Raw genomic sequence first — 20,369 nt, 5'->3', positions numbered from 1 at the left:
GGCATTCTCCCGTTTCGGGCGAAGCGGGAGAATGGCTCGCGATGGCTCTGATGGGGTGGACACCCCCAGGGCGTTGAGTTCTCAATAGCACCGAGCTATTTCAAAGGCGGCTCGGATATCGAGAGCGACGCGCCATCTGGCGTTCTTGATGTTGTGGCAGCCGTCGCCGCGCAGGAGATTATAGGCGAAGGAACGCAGCCGCGCGACGATATCGGGATTCTTGCGGATGCGCGAAGCATCCTCCGCGAACGCCACGTCGCGCACATAATGGCTGCCGTTCTCGATGCGCCAATGGCCTCTGATCCATTCGCTCCAGCGCTCGGGCGTCGGACTGGCCGCCGAGGACGCCCAATAGACGACCTCGATCGTCTGCTTCAAAAGACCAGTCGCCGGATCCCGGCGGTAGATTGCGCGCTCCAGTCGCAGCACGGTCTTGTTGAACGGCTCCCACGCCGTATGGCGGAACCACGCCTTCGCCGGAAAGACCGTCAGCTTGCGCGGCTCGCAGCGATTGCGGCCTTTCTATCGGCTCGTTGCGCGACTCTCTTCTTGCGTCAATGACCTGCCTCACCCGAATATTCAGCATGATCGGCGCTTTTATTCAGCCTTTTCAAATTTCGCGGCATCCGCTTTCCTGTCGAATTCTCGACCTCCAGAACCCGTTCGAGCACGCTGATCGCCTGCTCGAACCAGAGCTGCGCCTCCGCCAGATGGCCTGTCGCGCAGAGCAGATCACCTATATTGCTCAAGGCCGTCGCCGTGTCCGGATGCGCCGGCCCCATCGTCGTTTCGCAAGTCGCATAAACGCGTTCCAATATCAGCATAGCGTCCGTGTAAGCCCCTTTTTCGAATAGCGCCAAACCGAGCTTGTTCAATGTCATCAACGTATGCAGATGGTCGGGACCGAGCAAGCTCTCACGGATCGACAACGCTTTTCTCAAAAACGGCTCGACCTCGCCTCCGCCGCCATGCGTATAGAAGAGCTCTGTGAACTGATCGAGGAACGCCACTATGTCCTTTCGCGTCACATCTACAGCCTCCTCGCGGTACGCCAATGCGCGCTCGAGCAGCTTCGCCGCTTCCCTGTGGTCCCCACACACGACATGGATAATGACGCACCCGTCGAGGCAGGCGAGAACGTCGGGGTGCTGTTCGTCCAGCAGCGCGTTGTAAATCGTCAACGCGCGTTCGCTATAAATTTTCGCATCGACGCGTTGGTTCAATGCATGCAACACGATGGCGGCTTCAGCAAAGCGCTCGGCCACTTCGACTTCGTCGGCCCCTGCGTTCTCTTCAAAAACCAAGAGCGCGCGTCGGAGGCATTCTCTGCTTTCATCTAAATCGCCTTGCTTGCCTTCGGTCAACGCGAGACGAAGCAGAATGTCTCCTTTATCCCGATAGCTCGATTGCTTTGATGCCTCGCAGGCGCCGAGAGCGTCGAGAAGCAACATTTTCGAACGCGCATAGTCTTGCCGCTCGAAAGCCCTGGCCGCCAGCTCCATGAGCTTCCTGGCGCCTATGAAAAGCCTTTCGGCGCCGTTCGGCCCCGACGCGCCTGTCGGCCTCTCCGCATCCATTTTGGAATGATCCGGAGCATAGGCGAATTTGGAGCGAATATCGGAACTCATGATGACCCCATCACACATTGTGAGCGTAGATCGTCCCTGACGGGCAGAGGCCGCATCGCGCATCGTCGAAGGAAGATATTACCGCGATGCCTCGCCAATCATTTCGACTGGCCTCGAGCTTCCGAGCTGGCAGACGCTTCCTTCCGAAAGCGGACGCCACTAAGAGGCGTCGCATTGGACTCACCTGTTCAGCACGAGCTATAGCTCGACATATCGGGACTCCCGCGTCACTCGTCCCTCCGACGCGCGCCGCCGCCGAAACGGGTCGTATTCGGTTCGTGTCCAGGCACAGACATACCTAGCAAACCGACCCGCCACAGGTTATTAAAAAAAAATTTAGCCGGCGCGCTCCATCTAACTTTCTCAACTCTCTGAACTCTAATTTTTTTTTTATATTTGATTGCTTGCAGCGTGGCTTCTTTCGGTCGAAGTTCTTCCACGGGAGAAGCTGCTTCTCCTTTTGCGGTCGTGTCTCGAACTGGCGTTGCGAATGAGCCGCAAATCCTCTCAGAGGCCTTACCTCAACGGTTCCGTATCGCTCCGCCATCATTGCGATCCATCGTCGGAGTTCCGACCGGTATGCAAGCTGCTATGCTCGGTATCGTTCGCGTCGCCCTACAACGTCCATACACATTCGTCGTCGCGGCTCTTCTCATATTGATCTTCGGCGTGAAGGCATGGAGGTCCACGCCGACCGACATCTTTCCGAACATCGGCATTCCGGTGATCAGCGTGGTGTGGACCTATAATGGCCTGCCGCCGGAAGACATGTCCGGTCGGATCATATATTTCTACGAGCGCGCGCTGAGCGCTCAGGTCAACGACATTCAGCATATCGAGTCGCAGTCTCTAGCGGGATACGGCATCGTCAAAGTCTACTTCCAGCCCACCGCGAGAATCGACACGGCTCTGTCGCAGGTGACGGCAGCGTCGCAGACGGTCCTGAAGTTTCTTCCGGCCGGAATTACGCCCCCCTACGTGCTGACGTTCAACGCTTCTAGCGTTCCGGTTATCCAGCTCGCGCTATCGAGTCGAACCTTGTCCGAGACACAATTGTTCGATTATGCGCAAAACTTCATTCGGCCACAGCTCGCGACCGTTGCCGGAGCCGCCGTTCCCTCTCCCTATGGTGGAAAGGTTCGCCAAGTGCAGGCGGATATCGATCCACGTAAGCTGCAATCCTACGGGCTCTCGGCGCAGGACGTCGTCGACGCTATAGCGCGCCAGAATCTTATATTGCCCGTCGGCACCCAAAAAATCGGGGTCTACGAATATGTCGTGTCGTTGAACGACGCCCCTCGGAAGATCGAGGAGCTCAACGAGCTGCCTATAAAGGCGGCCGATGGCGCTATTGTTTTCGTACGAGATGTCGCGTTTGTCCACGACGGAAGCCCTCCGCAGACGAATGTCGTTCGCGTCAATGGCGGAGCCGCGGTCCTCTTGGCCATCCAAAAGTCCGGCTCGGCTTCGACACTGGACGTCATCAATGGCGTGAATTCCTTGCTGCCGAAGATTCGCGAAGGGTTGCCGTCAGAAATCCAGCTCGTCGCGGTCGGCGACCAGTCGACATTCGTCAACTCCGCCGTCTCTAGCGTCATTGCCGAAGGTCTGATGGCGGCCACGCTGACGGGGCTTATGATCTTGCTGTTTCTGGGTAGCTGGCGCTCGACCATCATCATCATCACTTCGATTCCGCTGGCGATCCTGTCCTCCATTATCGCGCTTTCGCTCGTCGGCGAAACGATCAATGTCATGACGCTCGGCGGATTGGCGCTGGCGGTCGGAGTTCTCGTCGATGATGCGACTGTCACGATCGAAAACATCAATGCGCATCTCGAGCAAGGCAAAGCGATCGAGGATGCGATCATGGACGGAGCGCGACAGATCATTATCCCGGCGACCGTCTCACTGCTAAGCATCTGCATCGTGTTTCTTCCTATGTTCGGCCTCGGCGGCGTCGCCGGCTACCTCTTCAGGCCGATGGCGGAAGCGGTCCTCTTTGCACTGCTCGCGTCCTATGTCCTTTCGCGGACGCTCGTCTCGACTCTCGCGCACTACCTGCTCTCAACCCCGGTCAACCATCACGAACGAGCCTCGAGATCGGCCAATCCGCTCGTGCGTGTCCAGCAAGCTTTCGAGCGCCGCTTCGAAGCGGTTCGGGCGCAATACAAGCGATTTCTCGATTCGGCTCTGTTGCGGCCACGCGCCTTCGTCACCGCCTTCATGGCGGTGGTCCTTTCCTCTCTCGTTCTGACGCCTGTTCTCGGACGTAACTTTTTTCCTACCGTTCAGGCCGGGCAGCTGAAGCTGCATCTTCGGGCGCCGACCGGCGCTCGGATAGAAGAGACGACGAAAATCTGCGACAGAGTCGAGGGGGCAATCCGCCAATTCATTCCACCATCTGCGCTCGAGTCGATTGTCGACAACGTCGGACTGCCGATCAGCGGCATCAATCTCGCGTACGGCAACTCCGGAACGATCGGCGCTGCAGACACGGATGTCATGATCACGCTCCGTGAGGGCCAAGAGCAGGAAACAGAACATTACGCCGAGCTCCTCCGAGAACGGCTTCCGAGACTTTTCCCGGGGGTTTCTTTCGCTTTTCTCCCGGCAGACATCGTGACGCAAATTCTCAATTTCGGATTGCCTGCGCCTATCGATGTGCAGATCATCGGGACCAATGTCGACGCCAACCGCGCCTACGCGGAACAGCTGTTTCGCAGGATCGCCAAAATTCCTGGCATCGCGGACGCGCGCATTCAGCAAGCCTTCAACACGCCCACTCTCAACGTCGATGTCGACCGGCCAGCCGCCTTCGACGTCGGACTGACGGAACGTGATATCGCGGTGACTCTGCAGGTGAACTTGGCGGGAAGCGTGCAAACGGCGCCGACGTTTTGGCTCAATCCGAAGAATGGCGTTTCGTATCCTATCGTCGCGCAGACGCCACAGATGTGGCTGAATAGCATGGATGCGCTGCGGACGACCCCGATGTCTTCCTCCAAAGGCCCGCAAATCTTGCAAGGCGTGGCCGAGATCTCCCGCGGGCAGAGCGCGGCGGTCGTCTCGCACTATAATGTTCAGCAAGCGATCGACATCTACGCCAGTGTTCACCGACGCGATTTGGGAGCGGTCGCGGACGACGTCCAGAAAATTCTCGACGAGATGGCGGCGCAACGTCCCGCGGGCTCGACTGTCGCGTTGCGCGGACAGGTGTCGACCATGACGGCGACCTATGCGCAGCTCTATAGCGGTCTCGCTCTCGCTATCGTGCTCATCTACCTTTTGATCGTCGTAAATTTTCAGTCTTGGCTCGACGCCTTCGTCATAGTGTGCGCGCTTCCCACGGCATTGGCGGGCATCGTCTGGGTCCTGTTCCTGAGCTTTACGACGTTGTCTGTTCCGGCCTTGACCGGAGCGATCATGTGCATGGGCGTCGCCACGGCGAACAGTATTCTGGTGGTGAGCTTCGCCCGCGACCGCTTGGCGGAAGGGGCCGAAGCGCTGACGGCAGCGGTGGACGCCGGCTTTTCCCGCTTCAGACCGGTGTTGATGACGTCGTTCGCGATGATGATCGGCATGGCGCCGATGGCGCTCAGCGCCGAGCAAAATGCGCCCCTCGGACGCGCGGTGATCGGAGGACTCATGTGGTCGACGGTCGCGACGCTGGTCCTCGTTCCTGTCGTTTTTTCGCTTATCCACTCTGAAACACGCGGCTCGAGGACGTCGGATGAGTAATGAACCCATATGGATAACGGATCGGCCTGCACATGTCTCGGCAACGACGTCGACGACCCTGGGGCGGCGCATGCTGTGGCCGATCCTCGGCGCGCTAATGGCGGTGGCGTTGGGCGCCTGCGGCATAGCACTGCGGTGGCGCGAAGAAGCGCGACTGGCGGATTGGACGCAAAAGCAGGCAGAGCCTTCGGTGCGGCTGGCTGCGATCAAGGCGGCGAGCGGCGGGCAAGCGTTGATCCTGCCCGGAGAAGTCAAGGCGTTCAACGAGGCGCAAATTCGCGCGCGGGTGAGCGGCTACTTGAAAAGCTGGAACTACGACATCGGCGCTCGCGTGAAGGCGGACGCGGTCCTCGCGACGATCGACGCTCCGGAGCTGGATCAGCAATACGAGCAGGCGAAAAGCGAGTTAAGTAAAGCGGAGGCGCAAGTGCGGCTCGCCAAATTGACGTCGAAGCGATGGGACGCGCTACGCGCTTCGGCCGCGGTGTCGCAGCAGAGCGTTGACGAAAAAGGAGGGGAGGTCGACACGAGATTGGCGGATGTCGCTTCCGCTCGCGCGAATATGGATCGGCTGAAGGCGCTGAAAGGCTTCACCTCGATCACAGCGCCATTCTCCGGCATCGTGACGGCGCGAAAAATCGACGTGGGCGTATTGGTCGGCCCGGGAAACCCGATCGAGCTCTTCGACATCGCCGACATTCATCAGATGCGTGTCTATGTGCGCGTTCCGCAATCTTTCGCGAACCGTATCAAGCAAGGGATGACGGCGACCTTGACGCTTTCACAATACCCCGACCGGAAGTTCGACGCTTCCGTGGTCGCCACCTCCGACGCAATCGCCGGCAGCTCGCGGACGCTGCTCGTTCAGCTGCTCGTGGACAATAGCAACAGCGCGCTATTGCCCGGCTCGTTTACCGAGGTTCATTTTCAGATTCCTGAAGACCCCAACGTCATCCGAATTCCCGCGACCGCTCTGCTGTTCCGGCGCAACGAGCTGCGGGTAGCCACGATCGGGACGGGCAACAAAGTTTCGTTCAAGAAAATTTTCGTGGATCGAGATCTTGGGACCGAGGTTCTGGTGACGTCCGGCGTCAAGGCGACGGATAAGATCATCGACTATCCGTCCGAATTGCTGAGAGACGGCGATGTCGTCGAGATTTCGCAGCCGACGGTCGACGGCGAGGAAGCGTCGCCGGTCGGCGGAGAGCGGAGAAAATGAATGTTCGTTCTGGGCTGCTGCCGATGCTGTCCTTCCTGACCGTTGGCCTTTCTGGCTGTAGCTTCGCACCGGACTATTCCCCTCCTGTCGTGGAAACGCCGGCAAAATTCAAGGAAAACAAATCGTGGGCCGAAGCACGCCCGCGCGACGACCAGTCGAGAGGACCCTGGTGGCGCGCCCTGAGCGACAGAACGCTGAACGAGATCGAAGGGCAAATCGACACCGGCAGTCAGAGCTTGGCGGCGTCTGTCGCCTTGCTGGATCAGTCACGCGCCTTTGCGGCAAAAGCAGAAGCGGGGCTTATGCCGACCATCGATTTCAGCAACAGCTATTCGTCGAACAAGCAATCTGCGCATCGACCGCTTCGAAACTCCAATCGCGTGGCGTCGCCTCAAGGACTCGAGCAGGCGTTGATCGATGGCCGGCCATTCGATCAGCCATCCCATTACGGAAACAATATGCTGAGCCTGCAATCGAGCTACGAGGTCGACCTTTGGGGAAGAGTCAGAAATTCGATCGCATCGCGAGAAGCGCAAGCGCAGGCGAGTGCGGCCGATCTCGAAACGATCCGTCTCAGCCTTCAGGCGGAAGTGGCGCGCGACTACGTCGCTCTGCGAACCGTCGATAGCGAGATCGCCCTATATGATCACGTCGTCGCGAGCTATGCCTTGGCGCTCGATCTCACAAAGACGCTTGTAAAAGGCAATGTCGGCGCCCCTTCCGATGAGCCACGGGCGATGGCGCAGCTCGAGATCGCACGCGCTCGTCGAGCCGAGCTCGAAGCGAAACGGGCAATGTATGAGCACGCCATTGCGACGCTCGTCGGGAGAGCGGCGTCTTCGTTCTCGATTCGGCCTTCGTCTCGGTCCAATGCTCAGCCGACGATTCCCTCGGCCGTTCCGCTCACCTTGCTCGAGCGCAGGCCCGACGTCGCCGCCGCCGAACGACGAGTGGCGGCGGCGAATGCGACGATCGGTGTGGCGAGGGCTGCATTTTTCCCTCGGCTGACCATCAACCTTTCGGGCGGAACGCAGGACACTGGCCTCAGTCTGCTCAATTTCAAAAACAGCGTCTGGTCGGTTGGCCCGGCGATCACCCTGCCTATTTTCGACGGCGAAGCACGAGTGGCCGAATTGGACGCTTCGAAGGCCAGTCATGCTCACGCTGTCGCCGAGTACCGGGAGACCGTGCTGCGAGCCTTCCAAGAGGTCGAGGACAATCTCTCGAATTTGCGCTGGCTCGCCAAGCAAGAGAGAAGCATCGGTGCGGCCGTGGCGTCAACGCAAAAAGTTCTCGACATTTCGCTGGTCCTCTATCGAGACGGCGCCACCAATTATCTAGACGTGATCACAGCGCAGACAGCAGCCCTCGATGCGCGAGACGCTTTGCTGAGCCTCAAAGGGAAGAGGCTTCAGGCGGCGATTGCGCTGATGCTCTCGCTCGGCGGCGGCTGGTCCTCCGCCGACCTTCGGCATTTCGACAATCCACGCACTGCCGCGCTGTCCAGCAATGAGAGAACGGGAGGCGAGCCATGACGACTCGGTTACGCCCGCAGCCGCGCTGCGACAGCTGCGCTTTTTGGAGGCGTATGGAGAGAGAGGGAGGCAGCTGCCACCGACGCGCTCCAAGCACGAGCAGTAGTGGCGACGAAGTCGCGCATTGGCCGCGCACCCACGCGGACGATGCATGTGGCGAATGGAGCCCAGATCGTCCAATCGCGACCTTATCTTGTGGCGATTGTGTCCACTGGCGACATCCCAAGCAAGGAATAATCCCACTCGATCGCAAAGATCAGCTGCAGGACTGGTGGGCTCATGCCGGGCACTGCATTCGCACTGCGCCGTCGCCGGACGCCCAGCCGGGCAACAGGGCGTTCTGGCGCGCAACTCATGAAAGTGACGGCTGCTACGATGGTGAGGCGCTCTGATCTGCGGGTTCGGCGCAATTTGTCGTGCGCTCGATATTCGGCATTCATATGTAAATGCAACACTAGCATACGTGCGAACACGCATATAGTTATATATGACATGCGATGGAGCACAATAATGGCGCGATACGATCATCTATGTAAATATTTATTACGACCACAGCCAAGCGATACCCTGGCTTTGACCCTGCAATATGCGCACAAGTCGCGGCGATGCGGTGCATATGTGATTCGATATTTTATTTGTGGAGCAGCATGCCGCATGTTACATAACTTATTCTTTGGTATCGAGAAAGCGATGTCGCCAGTGCAATGCCGAGCCGTCTTCCCCCGACAGCGCCAATGCCACGTCCATTTTTCGTGGGAAGCGGCTCCGCGAGCGCCAGTGATCGTGGAAGGGGACGAAAAGCGTTGAGCGTCGATAAAGCTTCGCAGACAGGCTTCTTGCCGCGCGCCAAAGTGCTGCTCGTCGAAGACGACGAGGAGCTCGCGGGCGCTATTATCGACGCGCTGGCAAAGCGGCAATATGAGGTCCTGCATATCTGCAACGGAAGCGAAGGCCTCTCCAAGGTCGGCGAGGGAGGCTTCGACATCCTCGTCATCGATCGCATCTTGCCTGAAGTCTATGGAATCAACATCGTTCAGGAGCTACGCCGACAAAACTTCAACGTTCCGGTTCTCATTATCAGCGCGCTAGACGCCGTCGACGAGCGAATTCTCGGTCTCGAGGCTGGCGCAGACGACTATTTGATCAAGCCATTCAGTCTCGAGGAGTTGGGAGCGAGGGTCGATGCGCTGCTGCGAAGACCGTTGCAGAGCAGCGCCACCAAACTTCAAGTCGGCCCGCTGACGCTCGATTTGCTGCGACGAATCGCGTTTCGCGGCGACGAAAAGATAGAGCTGTCGGCACGCGAGTTCCAACTGCTCGAATATTTCATGTCGAACGCTGGTCGGCTGGTGACGCGGCAAATGCTGCTCAAGGATGTGTGGAAATTCCACTTTGTGCCGCAAACCAACGTCGTCGACCAGCATATCAGCAAGCTGAGGCACAAAATCGAAGGGGGAAGCACCAGCCGATTTTTCCTCAATGTCAGAGGTCAGGGACATATATTTGACCACCACGGCTAAAATATCCTGGCCATCGTTCCGCCGAGCGATCATGGCCGTGATCGCTTACGTCATAGGTACATTCGTGCTATTCGGCTTTCTGTATTGGAACTTATCGACCTGGGAAGTTGGACGATTTCGCTCCCTTTTGGAGCTTCAGGCATTGGGAATTTCCGCATATCTCGAAGGACAGAAGAACCTGAGCCTAGAGGACAAGGCCTATAATCAGGCCTATCGATTATCTGTATCTGGCCTGTTCGAACGCGATGGGTCTTACGCGCAAGGGAATCTGCGCGAGATTCCATCGAGCCTGCTTTTAGATGGCAAGGCGCATCTCATTCTCGACCCGAATGTCCGCTCTAAACGCGGTTTTGCGACACAGACCCTCTTCGTTGGAGCGCGGCTTCCCGATCAGCGGATTCTCGTGATCGGTCGAGAAACGCCCGAGGTCGCCGTTCTCGAAGAGGCCGTGAAGCGCGTCTTTATGGAGGGCGTTTTTCCGTTCTCGGTCGTCGCTTTGATGATCGGCGCCCTCAGCAGCCGTAAGATGAGTGGGCGGCTCAGAGCGGCCCAACAGCAATTGGACGAAATCAAAAGAGGCGCCTTGCACGAGCGCTTGACGGTCAGCAATTCGAACGATGAATTGGACAGCTTGGCGCATTCTGTGAACGAGATGCTCGCTCAGCTCGAGGCCGCGATGCACGAGCTGGAACACGTCGGCAATAATATCGCCCATGACTTGAGAACGCCACTTGGCCGCGTGCGAGCTCATCTCGACCAAGTGCAGTCCGATTTCGTCTTGCCTACCGAAGCGCATGACCGGATCGAGCTAGCGATGAACGGCCTGGATCAGAGCTTGAATGCAACTTCGGCGTTGCTTCGTGTGGCCCATTTCGATGCTGGATCGACCGGCGCCCACTTCAGCGAATTCGACGTTTCACAAATGTTGCAAGAGCTGGTGGAGCTCTATCAGCCTGCGGCCGAATGCAAGGCGGTAGCACTCGTCGTTGAGAAAGAGACGGAAGGGTTTGCGCGCGGCGATCGGGACCTACTGCAGGAGGCGTTCGCGAACTTAATCGACAATGCCGTCAAATTTACTCCGGAGCAGGGGAGGGTCGAAATCCGCGTGATGAGCACGTTACAGGGCCCGATCGTCGAAATTCACGACTCCGGCCCCGGCATCTCGCCCGATCAACGAAACCGAGTCTTCAAGAGATTTTACAGATCTCCGGAGACGAGACATGTGGCAGGCAGCGGACTCGGCTTGACTCTGGTCGCAGCAATTATTCGCCTGCATGGGTTCCAGGTGGAAATCAAAGACGTCGCGCAGGGCTGCGTCTTCGTGGTCCAACTGTTCCGAAGGTCATGATGGCGAAACGATCGCGAATCGGACTCGACCCAGACCGGCGGCGGCGCTCGCGCTCCCCATTAATCGAAAATTTAATTGCCTAATTTTCACGCGAAGCCTTACATCCAGAAAGCGATCCGGGCGCAATCCCGACGATCGCGCATCCTCTCGTTCGACCGGCGCCGGTAAATTTGGACGCCTCCAGTTCCAGAGTCGACCGCGACAGAGGGGCGGCGAAAGGTCGAGAAAAGAGCGCCGAGGTGGTCGCGTGAATAGGCCTAATGCCGGCGCCTTCATCATAGTGGCGGCTCTGTCCTGTGTCGGCCTCATCGAGGCGTCCGCGCGCGCTTCCGAAAAAGCGATCGCCGCCGAGCGGGCGGAAGCGCCGACCCGAGACGCCGCCAGGATCGCGCCCGATGTAGACCGGCTTCCCGACGATTCCCGGGGCCGCGCGGTGCGAATGGGCCGAGCCCTCATCATGGAAACGTATAAGTATATCGGACCGGAAAGCCACGATCCGCAGAGCCGATTCGCCGGCAACAATCTGTCTTGCCAGAATTGTCATCTCGAAGCCGGCGCGAAGCCGCATGGGCTTCCTTTGGTCGGCGTCTTCCGTGAATATCCGCGCTATGCGGCGCGTGAAGGCGCGATCGAAACGATCCAGGACCGCATCAACGGCTGTCTGACACGCAGCCTCGACGGTCGACCTCTGCCCATCGACTCCAAAGAGATGAACGCGATCGTCGCCTATATCGCGTTTCTTTCGACTGGCGCGGAGAAAGTAGGGCGTGGCGCTGGCCAAATGGCTGAGCTGACGCGCCCGGCCGATCCAAAGGAGGGCGCTAAGGCCTTCGCCGAGAATTGCGCCGCATGTCACGGCGCCGACGGATTGGGCAAGCGCAGAGGCGTCGTCGGCGACGCCGAAGGCTATGAGTTTCCGCCGCTATCGGGTTCGGACAGTTTCAACGACGGCGCCGGCATGGGGCGTTTGATCGCCGTGGCGAATTTCATCCATGCGAACATGCCCTTCGGCGCGACCTATGATCATCCGGCGCTGACGGTCGAGCAGGCTTGGGACATAGCGGCCTATATGGCTACGATGGATCGGCCGCACAAAGTCGGCATAGACAAGGATTTTCCCGTCGGCGTCGAGAAATTCGTCGACGCCGGATATGGACCCTATGTCGACGGGTTCTCTCTGTCCCAGCACAAATTCGGCCCATTTCAGCCGATCCGCGACAAGCTCGAAGCGATGAAGCGTTCGAAGGCCGGTGGACAGGCTGATCCTTGACCGGCCGGCCGGCGTCGACGGGCCGATAGGAAGACCCGAAACCCCGAGGTCGAGAACAGCGAGCGAGAGAATGATCGGGGGAGGCCGAGACGGCGCGATCCGAGACGGCGCGATCCGTCACGACATTCCGCTGTCACGCGCGTTCTTCGACGCGCGCTTAGGACTTCGTCGCGGCCTGCGTCGCCATTTCGCACAGAGCGCAGGGCGACTCCGCGACGGGGGGCGGAAAGACCGGGCGGCTCCAACCGCCGCCGAGCGCCGTCATCAGCGACAACGCCGCCTGCAAGCGTCCCGTGCGCAATGCGATCGCTTGACGCTGCGCGGCGAAGGCGTCGGACTGCGCCGTCACCACCTCCACATAAGTCACGACGCCTTCCTCATAGAGCTTCAGCGAGATATCGAGCGTCTTATTGCCGGCGACGACGGCGGCGGCGATGTCCTTTTCCTGACGATCGAAATAACGAATGAGCGCGAGCGCGTCCTCGACTTCGCCATAGGCGCGCAGGACGACGCTCCGATAATGCGCCACGGCCTCGAGATAGGCGGCCTCCGCGTCGTGCAGATCGGCCGAATGCGCGCCGCCGTCGAAGATCGGCAGCGTCACGGCTGGTCCGAGCGACCAGAGGCTGTTGCGCGCGTTGAAGAGGCTGAGACCCGTGTCTTGCGTTCCGCCGGAAAGATTGATCGTGAAGCGTGGGAAGAACGCCGCGCGCGCGACGCCGATCGAAAGATTGGCGCCATAGACTCGTCGTTCAACGGCGGCGATGTCGGGGCGGCGCTCGAGCAGCTGCGACGGAGCGTCGAGCGGAATTCTCGGAGCGGCGACGCGCGTCTGCGATGACGGCAGAGAAAAGCTCTCTGGCATATGGCCGGCGAGAATGGCGACCACATGTTCGAGCAACGCGCGGCGCGCCTCTATTTCGGAGAGCTGCGCCTTCGCGAAGCCGATCTGGGTCTGCGCACGCGTCACGTCGGCCGGCGAGGTGATGCCGCCGCCGACACGTTTCTGCACGAGGGCGAGTGAGCGGCCATAGGCCGCGACGATGCGCTTCTGCAGCGCGATCTCATTGTCGGCGCCTTGCAGGTTGATGTAGTCGCGCGCGAGCTCGGCGTGTAGGCTCAAGGCGACGGCGGCGAGATCGGCTTCGGACGCCTGCGCCTGCGCGACGCCTGCGGACGCGAGATTGCGGACGCGCCCCCAAAGATCGATCTCATAGCTCGACTGCATCGACAGCTGATTGTCGCCGTAAAAGGTCGGCGCATTCGTTGGCAGGCCATGGGACTGCGCCGATCGCGCGAAATCGGAGCCGCTCGGATAAGAATTGGCCAATCGAAGCGGGCGATGAAGCGACTCCTTGTTCTCGGTCGTTTGGCCGCTCGCCGTCAGCGTCGGCGAAAGTCCGACGGCGGCTTTCGCGGCCAAGGCGTGCGCCCGGTCCATGACGGCCATGGCCTGGCCGAGGTCCGGATTGAATTGGTCGAGGTCGCGCTCCAGCGCGTCGAGGCGCTTGTCTTGGAAAGCCCGCCACCATGATCCACGCGGACGTAGATCCGACGGGTCGGCGGAAGACCATTGTAAGCCGCCATCGCTCGGGAGGGCGCGCGTTTTCTCGGCGGCGGATCCGTCTCCTTTGGCTTCCTTGAAGCTCGCCGGAGTCTCCACTGTCGGCGCGATATAGGCCGGCGCGAGGTCGCAGCCGCTCAAAGACACACATGCCGTCATCAGGAGGAAACGACGCAAAAATCTCATCTCGCCTGCGCTTCCTTCTTCTCGCCGTTCTTTATTCTCACCGCGATCCCGTCATGCACGGATTGCCATGGAGTGCGGATCACGCGATCGGTCTCGGAGAGACCCGCCGATATCTCGAGCGATGGTCCGAGATCGCGCGCGATCTTCACGGTCTTCATGCGCACGGCGCCGCGCTCGTCGACGGTCGCCACTTGCGGCGACGCGTTGACGAAGACGAGAGCGCTCGCCGGCAGAAGCAGCGGCGCCCCTTCGGGAGGAAGCGAAATCCTGATTTGCCCGAACGCGCCCGGCAGCAGCGCGCGATCGGGATTGTCCGCCTCGAATTGCACGAGCAGGGTTCTGGAGCCCGCGGCGATCGCGCTCGCGGTCGTCATGATCTTCGCCGAAAATTCCCGCGTCGGATATTGCGGCAACGTCAACCGAGCGGTCAGTCCCGGCGTGATCTTCGCCGCATAGGCCTGCGGCGCGCGGACATAGATGCGCATTTTGTGAATGTCGGCGACCCGAAACAGCTCGCGCCGCCCGGCGCCGGCGTCGACCAAGGCGCCGACGTCGACGTTGCGCGCTATGACGACGCCGTCGAAAGGTGATGTCAAATTGAGATAGGATTCGAGAGTGACGAGCCGGTCGAGATTGGCCTGAGCCGCATTCTGCGAGGCGGCCGCCGCTTCCAGATTTCCGGTCTTTTCGTCCGCGCTCTGGGGCGAGACCGCGGCCTCGTTGCGGAGCGTGGTCCAGCGCTTCGCCGTTGCGCGCGCGAGATTTTGCTCCGCCTTGCTGCGCGCGAAGAGACCCTTGGCCTGCTCCACCTGCTGGTTGAGGTCGGGCGCGTCGATGACGCCCAGCACGTCGCCGGCCTTGACCTGCGCGCCGATGTCGTAGGCCCAGCTCTTCAAATATCCGTTTACGCGCGCATAGATCGGCGCGTCGACGAAAGCCTCGACATTGGCCGGCAGCACGAGCTCCTGGGTAGCCGTCGAGAGCGTCGGCGCGCATAATTCGACCGTCGGAATCACCGCTTCCTGCGTCACGCGCGCGAGTTCGGCGTCGCGCGCGTGACGCGAGGCCACGCCGAAGACGGCGAGCATGAGAAACACGCCTATGGCGACGATTCCTCTCGGACGCAGCCTGCGCAAGAGCTCCGCCTGCGCCAGCGGGTCCGGCGGATGGAGACGAGGCGGCTCAGGGTGCGACATTCGCTTGCTCCAATTCCGTATTCTCCGGCGCGTCGTCCTGCCCGCGCCACGCTCTGCCGCAGGCGAGGAAGCCATGCGCGAGACTGAACATGACCGGCAGCAACAGCAGCGTGCCCAAGGTCGCGAACGTCAGGCCGCCGATCACGGCGCGACCGAGCGGCGCATTCTGCTCGGCGGAGAGCGCCATCGGCGCCATGCCGATGATCATGGCGAGAGCCGTCATGATGACGGGGCGAAAGCGCGTGACGCCCGCCGCCGCCGCCGCATGAAGCGGAGTGTCGCCGTGATCGAGCCGCTCACGCGCGAAGGCGATGACGAGATTGCTGTTCGCCGTCGCGACGCCCATGCACATGATCGCTCCGGTCAGCGCAGGAACGGATATGGTCGTCTCGCTCAAAAAGAGCATCCAGACGATGCCGGCCAACGCCGTCGGAAGGCCTGAGACAATCAAGAACGGGTCCAGCCAGGATTGGAAATTGACGACGATGATGAGGTAGACGAACACGATCGACAGGATGAGGCCGACCAGCAGATCCGCATAGGCGCTGCGCATCGTGGCGATCTGACCGCGCAGCACGAGATTGGAGGCGGCCGGCGCTTCCTTGCGGGTGTCGTCCAATATTTTCTGAACGTCGTCCGCAATCGCGCCGAGGTCGCGGCCGCGCACGCCGGCATAGATGTCGAACGCCGACTGGCTGTTGAAATGCGTGACGACGCCCGAACTCCAGCCGCGCCGAATGGAGGCGACGCCGCTGAGAATTTGTTGTCCCTCGCCTGCGGCCACCGGCTTGCTCGCCAGCGCATCTAGGCTCGTGTTCCAAAACTGCGGCTCCATCGTCACGATCGGATAGGAGACGCCGCTCTTGACGTTGAGCCAAAAGGCCGGCGAGGTCTGGAACGAGCCGGCGAGCATAGTCTGCAAGGAGACCGTCACGTCGCGCTCAGAGAGTCCGACCTCCTGCGCGAGCGTTCGATCGACGTCGACGTGGAGCGTGGGCAAATCGCCCGCCTGCTGCATACGCGGATCGGCGACCCCCGGCACGCGAGCGACGCGCTCCAGTGTCTTTTGCAGATAGGCGAGGTTTTCGTCGCGCTTGCTTCCCGAAATCTGAATGTCGAGTGGGGCTGGCAGGCCGAAATTGAGGATCTGCGTCACTATGTCGGCCGGCAGGAAGGAGAAGACGACGCCGGGAAAGGCGCGTGGCAGACGCTCGCGCAATAATTCCGCGAAGGGACTCGCATCGGCGACCTTCTCGGGATCGAAGCTCAGCGTCAGATCGGCGTCGTTCGTGCCGATGGTGCCGGAGTTGTTGTAGCTCAGATTGATGCCCGAGATCGGCAGACCGATATTGTCGACGATGCTCGTCAGCGCGCCATGCGGCAGAGAGTCGCGGATCTCCGATTCTATCCGATCACAGAGAACGCCAGCCTGCTCGAGGCGGGTTCCCGTGGGGAGGCGAACGTGCAGCCGCAAAGAGCTGCTCTCGGTCTCGGGAAAGAAATCGCGACCGAGAAAGGGAATCAGCGTGAAGGAGAGCGCGACGCCCGCGAAAAACATCGCGACGAAAGCCTTCGGGCGCGCGAGCGCCAGTTGGAGCACGCGCGCGTAAGCGTCGAGCAGTCTTTCGAAGCCTCTTTCGAACGCCAGTTGCGCGCGCGTCAGCGTCGCGATGACGAGGCCGCGCCTGGCCGGGCCGAATTTCGCCTCGCGCAGCGTCTCGCGCTGCTGCGCGCTGAGGAAATAACGCGCCATCGTCTCGACCAGAGTATAGGTAAGAAAGTAGGATGCGATCATCGCGAAGACAACGGCCTCGGCGAGGGGCCGAAACAGATAGCCAGCGACGCCGCCGAGCAGCAGCAGAGGCGCGAACACGATGCAGATGCAAAGCAGCGACACTGTGGCGGGCGTGATGATCTCTTTTGCCGCCTTGACGATCGCGTCGTCGATCGCCTCGCCCGCCTCCATGTGACGGTTGACATTCTCGATCGTGACGGTCGCGTCGTCGACGAGGAGGCCGACGGCGAGCGCGAGACCTCCCAGCGTCATCACATTGACGGTTTCACCGAGCGCCGACAGCGCGAAAAGGGCGGCGAGGATGGAGAGCGGGATCGAGATCGTGATGATGATCGTCGAGCGCCAGCTGCCGAGAAAGAGCAGGATCATGAGGCCTGTGAGCCCGGCGGCGATCGCCGCCTCGCGCGCGACGCTGACGACGGCGCCATTGATGAAGTCCGATTGGTCTCCGATCACTGTCATTTCGATCCCGTCCGGCAGCGCGAGCTTCAATCGCGGAAGCATCGCCTTGACGCCGTTGATCACGTCGAGCGACGACGCCGATCCGGAGGTCAGCACGGGCAGCAGCACAGCCGGCGCGCCATCGACGCGCACCAGATTGGTTTGCGGCGCGTTGCCGTTGTGGACATGGGCGACGTCGCGCAGATAGACGATCGCGCCATCGGCGCGCTTTATCGGAAAATCGTTCAGCGCGGCGATTTCGGCGGGCGCGTCGTTGATGAGGACGGCATATTCATAGTCGCCGATCTTCTGCGTGCCGGCGGGTATGATGAGGTTTTGCCGTTCGACGGCGGTCACCACGTCTTGCGCCGTGAGGCCGAGCCCGAGCAGCTTCTCCTGGTCGAGGTCTATGCGCACCTGCCGCGATTTGCCGCCGTAAGGAAAAGGGACGGCCGCGCCGGTCACCGTCGTCAGCGGCGGCCGAATGAGCGTGTAGACGGCGTCGGCGACCTCCGCCTCGGTCCGCGTCGCGCTCGAAAAAGCGATTTGTATGACCGGCACGGTCGATGCGTTGAACAATATGACCTGTGGCGGCTGCACGCCCGGGGGAAGCAGACGCAAGACGGTCTGGCCCGCCGCGCCCACCTGCGCCAGCGCGAGATCTATTTTCACCTTCGGCTGAAAATAGATCTTGTTGACGCCGATGCCGCTGTAGCTCTGTGATTCGACGTGGTCGATATCGTTGACGAGCGCCGTCAAGGCGAGCTCGTAGGGATAGAGGATGCGGGTGGACATATCGTCCGGTGAAAGGCCGACATAGGTCCAGATCACAGAGACGACAGGAATGCCGACCGCCGGAAATATATCGACCGGCGTCCTGAAAATCGCCAAACCGCCGAGTATGACAATGAGAATCGCCGCCACGACGAAAGTGTACGGGCGCCGGAGAGCGATCAGCACGAGCTGGAGCATTTCGAAGTCCTTGTCGGACAAACGGCGGCCTGCGCTGGGCGGCCGACGGATTCGACGCTTGGGCCTATCGGCGACGCGACGCCTCCGCCCGCTGGGCGGATCGAATCCATCCGGCGGCCCGGCAAGCCGTTGAAAAAAGCGTCGACGCCACACCTTGACCCGAGGCAAGCTAGCACCGACAATTTTGCCTTGCCAGAAGTGATTTTGCAGGAGCAGTCTGCAAAAATGCAGAATCTGAATTGGGACGATCTACGCTATGTCATTGTCGTGTCGAGGACTGGTCGCCTGGCAAAGGCGGCGCGGCAGTTGCACGTCGACGAAACGACGATCGCCCGGCGCGTGGCCCGCGTCGAGCGAGCTCTGGGCTCGCGTCTGTTCGAGCGCGCCAATGGGCAGTTGCTCCTCACGGAGATGGGTCAGGAGGTTCTCCGGCACGCCGAGCAGATCGAGATGAGCGTCTGCGGCATCAAAAGCGTCGCGACGGGCCTCGACGACAGGGCCGCGGGAACGGTCAGATTGACCTCGGTGGCCCTGATCATGAACCGGATCCTGATGCCTGCGCTCCCGGAGTTTCTGCAGGCTCATCCTCAGTTGCAGCTGCACCTCGTCTCGGAGCCGAGAAATTTGGATCTCGGCAACAGGGAGATCGACATCGCCGTGCGCTTCGCCCGACCCGAGCAGGACTATCGCCTGGTCGCCCGTCGCATCTGCGAACTGCCTTACGGGGTTTTCGGAGCCGCCGGATCATCGACGGCGAAGCTCCCGTGGGTCACTTATGAAGAGAGCCTTTCCGCTCTGCCGCTCGCGCGCTGGCTCGCCGAGGCGGTCAAGCAGGAGCCGGACTTGGGCCCGGGTTTGATCGTCAACGACTCCGATTTGGCCATGAATGCCGTTCATGCCGGATTGGGTCGCTCGCTGATGCCGATTTGCGTGGGAGACCATGACCAAGGTCTCGTACGGCTCAGTGGAGCCGAACCTGTCCTCACCCGAGACCTCTGGTTGTTGGTTCGATCCGACTTGAAGCGTCTCGCGCGCATCAAGCTCGTGATCGAGTGGATCGAGCGCGTCTTCGCGGAAATGGAGGCTCGGTGCGGCGAACGGGCGAAAGCCACGAAATAATGCGTGACACGGACGTGTCCGCGCCGCATCCGCAACGGCGTTCGGCGGCCACTCTCCCGCAGGAGCAGCGCGTAGATCATCGCGCTGGGAGTTCAAATTCGCCAGCCGGGCTCCATTCCGGCCCTCCCATGATCCGCTGCTGTCCGCACGCATATTTGACTATCACGAATAAAATATCCTGGCCGTCGTTCGCCGCGCGATCATTTCCGTGATCGCCTATGTGACGCGCGCGCTCATCCTGTTCGGCGTTTTGTATTGGAATTTGCCTTCAAGGGAGGTCGGACGGTTTCGAGCGCTCTTGGAGCACCAGGCGTTGGGAGTTTCCGCATATCTCGAAGGACAAAGGAATTTGGGTCTCGCGGACGAGACCTATAACAAAGCGAGCCGAGGTCTATGGGATGGAGAGACCCTGGCCTTCCGAGTGACCGCTAGAATTGCCGTAGATTTCTCCAGCGCTCGGCATATGTCCTTGGACGATTCTCGAGGACTGTATGCGACGTTCATCCTCTGGGACGAATCGCATCCATTTTTGTCGTCGATGACGATGATGTTGGCAAACCGCGCCTGCATATTGTCCGCCCGCGACGAGAAAAACGAGCGAGAGCAAGAGAGCTATTTTCGGCACGGCCGGGATCTCCTCATTTTTCGTCGGCGGCGAATATTCTCGCGGCAGGGGCCTCGACAAACTCCCCTGCGTCATCCGAATCGCAAAACCGCCCAATAAGATCTCTGACGCGGCGCTCTTATCGGCGAGGGCGACGAGGATGTCGGCGACGGGACCCCACGTACACGGTCTCTTCGATTGCAGAGCGCGCGTTCCGTCGGCCACTGCAGTCTA

At 60.5% G+C, this 20,369-nt stretch carries 13 protein-coding genes; 8 read left to right on the top strand and 5 right to left on the bottom strand.

Annotation, left to right across the window (positions count from 1 at the left end; all coding sequences use genetic code 11):
• Positions 1 to 81: 81 nt before the first annotated feature.
• Together VIF40_RS10720 and VIF40_RS10715 are read right to left on the bottom strand one after the other, a co-directional pair.
• Positions 82 to 378 (bottom strand): hypothetical protein, encoded by a 297-nt coding sequence (locus VIF40_RS10720; protein ID WP_331937505.1) that lies wholly within the window; start codon positions 376 to 378, stop codon positions 82 to 84.
• A gap of 176 nt (positions 379 to 554) precedes the next feature.
• Positions 555 to 1,628 (bottom strand): tetratricopeptide repeat protein, encoded by a 1,074-nt coding sequence (locus VIF40_RS10715; RefSeq protein ID WP_331937504.1) that lies wholly within the window; start codon positions 1,626 to 1,628, stop codon positions 555 to 557.
• 591 nt (positions 1,629 to 2,219) lie between these two features.
• Here VIF40_RS10715 and VIF40_RS10710 point away from each other — a divergent pair.
• The 6 genes from VIF40_RS10710 (at position 2,220) to VIF40_RS10685 (ending at position 12,258) form a co-directional block, all read left to right on the top strand.
• Complete coding sequence (locus VIF40_RS10710; protein ID WP_331937503.1) at positions 2,220 to 5,366, top strand: efflux RND transporter permease subunit; 3,147 nt, start codon at positions 2,220 to 2,222, stop codon at positions 5,364 to 5,366.
• Positions 5,367 to 5,436: 70 nt separating this feature from the next.
• Positions 5,437 to 6,585 carry an efflux RND transporter periplasmic adaptor subunit gene (locus tag VIF40_RS10705; protein ID WP_331937502.1) on the top strand — a complete coding sequence of 383 codons (1,149 nt, stop codon included), beginning with the start codon at positions 5,437 to 5,439 and terminating at the stop codon, positions 6,583 to 6,585.
• Complete coding sequence (locus VIF40_RS10700) at positions 6,582 to 8,120, top strand: efflux transporter outer membrane subunit (protein WP_331937501.1); 1,539 nt, start codon at positions 6,582 to 6,584, stop codon at positions 8,118 to 8,120. Before VIF40_RS10705 ends, VIF40_RS10700 begins: the two co-directional genes overlap by 4 nt.
• Positions 8,121 to 8,923: 803 nt before the next feature.
• Positions 8,924 to 9,640, top strand: a complete 717-nt coding sequence (locus tag VIF40_RS10695) for a response regulator transcription factor (RefSeq protein WP_331937500.1) — start codon at positions 8,924 to 8,926, stop codon at positions 9,638 to 9,640.
• Between the two features lie 31 nt (positions 9,641 to 9,671).
• Complete coding sequence (locus tag VIF40_RS10690; protein WP_331937499.1) at positions 9,672 to 10,988, top strand: HAMP domain-containing sensor histidine kinase; 1,317 nt, start codon at positions 9,672 to 9,674, stop codon at positions 10,986 to 10,988.
• A 457-nt stretch (positions 10,989 to 11,445) separates the two neighbouring features.
• The gene (locus tag VIF40_RS10685) at positions 11,446 to 12,258 is read left to right on the top strand and encodes a c-type cytochrome (RefSeq protein ID WP_414684784.1); all 813 of its coding nucleotides are present in this window, start codon (positions 11,446 to 11,448) and stop codon (positions 12,256 to 12,258) included.
• 157 nt (positions 12,259 to 12,415) lie between these two features.
• Here the strand turns inward: VIF40_RS10685 and VIF40_RS10680 are convergent, their stop codons facing one another.
• From VIF40_RS10680 to VIF40_RS10670, 3 genes are read right to left on the bottom strand one after another with little or no spacing between them, the layout of a single operon-like run.
• Positions 12,416 to 14,008 carry an efflux transporter outer membrane subunit gene (locus VIF40_RS10680; RefSeq protein WP_331937498.1) on the bottom strand — a complete coding sequence of 531 codons (1,593 nt, stop codon included), beginning with the start codon at positions 14,006 to 14,008 and terminating at the stop codon, positions 12,416 to 12,418.
• Positions 14,005 to 15,204 (bottom strand): efflux RND transporter periplasmic adaptor subunit, encoded by a 1,200-nt coding sequence (locus VIF40_RS10675; protein WP_331937497.1) that lies wholly within the window; start codon positions 15,202 to 15,204, stop codon positions 14,005 to 14,007. Before VIF40_RS10675 ends, VIF40_RS10680 begins: the two co-directional genes overlap by 4 nt.
• On the bottom strand, positions 15,191 to 18,412 hold the full coding sequence (locus VIF40_RS10670) for an efflux RND transporter permease subunit (RefSeq protein WP_331937496.1): 3,222 nt from the start codon (positions 18,410 to 18,412) through the stop codon (positions 15,191 to 15,193). Before VIF40_RS10670 ends, VIF40_RS10675 begins: the two co-directional genes overlap by 14 nt.
• A 225-nt stretch (positions 18,413 to 18,637) precedes the next feature.
• Between VIF40_RS10670 and VIF40_RS10665 the strand changes: the two genes are divergently transcribed.
• Together VIF40_RS10665 and VIF40_RS10660 are read left to right on the top strand one after the other, a co-directional pair.
• Positions 18,638 to 19,531, top strand: coding sequence for a LysR family transcriptional regulator (locus VIF40_RS10665; protein WP_331937495.1), 894 nt, complete (start codon positions 18,638 to 18,640; stop codon positions 19,529 to 19,531).
• 208 nt (positions 19,532 to 19,739) lie between these two features.
• Complete coding sequence (locus tag VIF40_RS10660) at positions 19,740 to 20,255, top strand: hypothetical protein (RefSeq protein WP_331937494.1); 516 nt, start codon at positions 19,740 to 19,742, stop codon at positions 20,253 to 20,255.
• The last annotated feature ends 114 nt before the right edge of the window (positions 20,256 to 20,369 follow it).

It is taken from the genome of Methylosinus sp. (genome assembly GCF_036560965.1).
GTDB lineage: Bacteria > Pseudomonadota > Alphaproteobacteria > Rhizobiales > Beijerinckiaceae > Methylosinus.
This window is presented reverse-complemented; position numbering and strand designations above follow the sequence as displayed.

Excerpts from the sequence above, each read along its gene's own strand:
- VIF40_RS10675 (WP_331937497.1), bottom strand. The coding sequence starts at position 15,204 with ATGTCGCACCCTGAGCCGCCTCGTCTCCATCCGCCGGACCCGCTGGCG.
- VIF40_RS10690 (WP_331937499.1), top strand. The coding sequence starts at position 9,672 with ATGGCCGTGATCGCTTACGTCATAGGTACATTCGTGCTATTCGGCTTT.
- VIF40_RS10705 (WP_331937502.1), top strand. The coding sequence starts at position 5,437 with ATGCTGTGGCCGATCCTCGGCGCGCTAATGGCGGTGGCGTTGGGCGCC.
- VIF40_RS10665 (WP_331937495.1), top strand. The coding sequence starts at position 18,638 with ATGCAGAATCTGAATTGGGACGATCTACGCTATGTCATTGTCGTGTCG.
- VIF40_RS10715 (WP_331937504.1), bottom strand. The coding sequence starts at position 1,628 with ATGAGTTCCGATATTCGCTCCAAATTCGCCTATGCTCCGGATCATTCC.
- VIF40_RS10700 (WP_331937501.1), top strand. The coding sequence starts at position 6,582 with ATGAATGTTCGTTCTGGGCTGCTGCCGATGCTGTCCTTCCTGACCGTT.
- VIF40_RS10680 (WP_331937498.1), bottom strand. The coding sequence starts at position 14,008 with ATGAGATTTTTGCGTCGTTTCCTCCTGATGACGGCATGTGTGTCTTTG.
- VIF40_RS10685 (WP_414684784.1), top strand. The coding sequence starts at position 11,446 with ATGGAAACGTATAAGTATATCGGACCGGAAAGCCACGATCCGCAGAGC.
- VIF40_RS10670 (WP_331937496.1), bottom strand. The coding sequence starts at position 18,412 with ATGCTCCAGCTCGTGCTGATCGCTCTCCGGCGCCCGTACACTTTCGTC.
- VIF40_RS10710 (WP_331937503.1), top strand. The coding sequence starts at position 2,220 with ATGCTCGGTATCGTTCGCGTCGCCCTACAACGTCCATACACATTCGTC.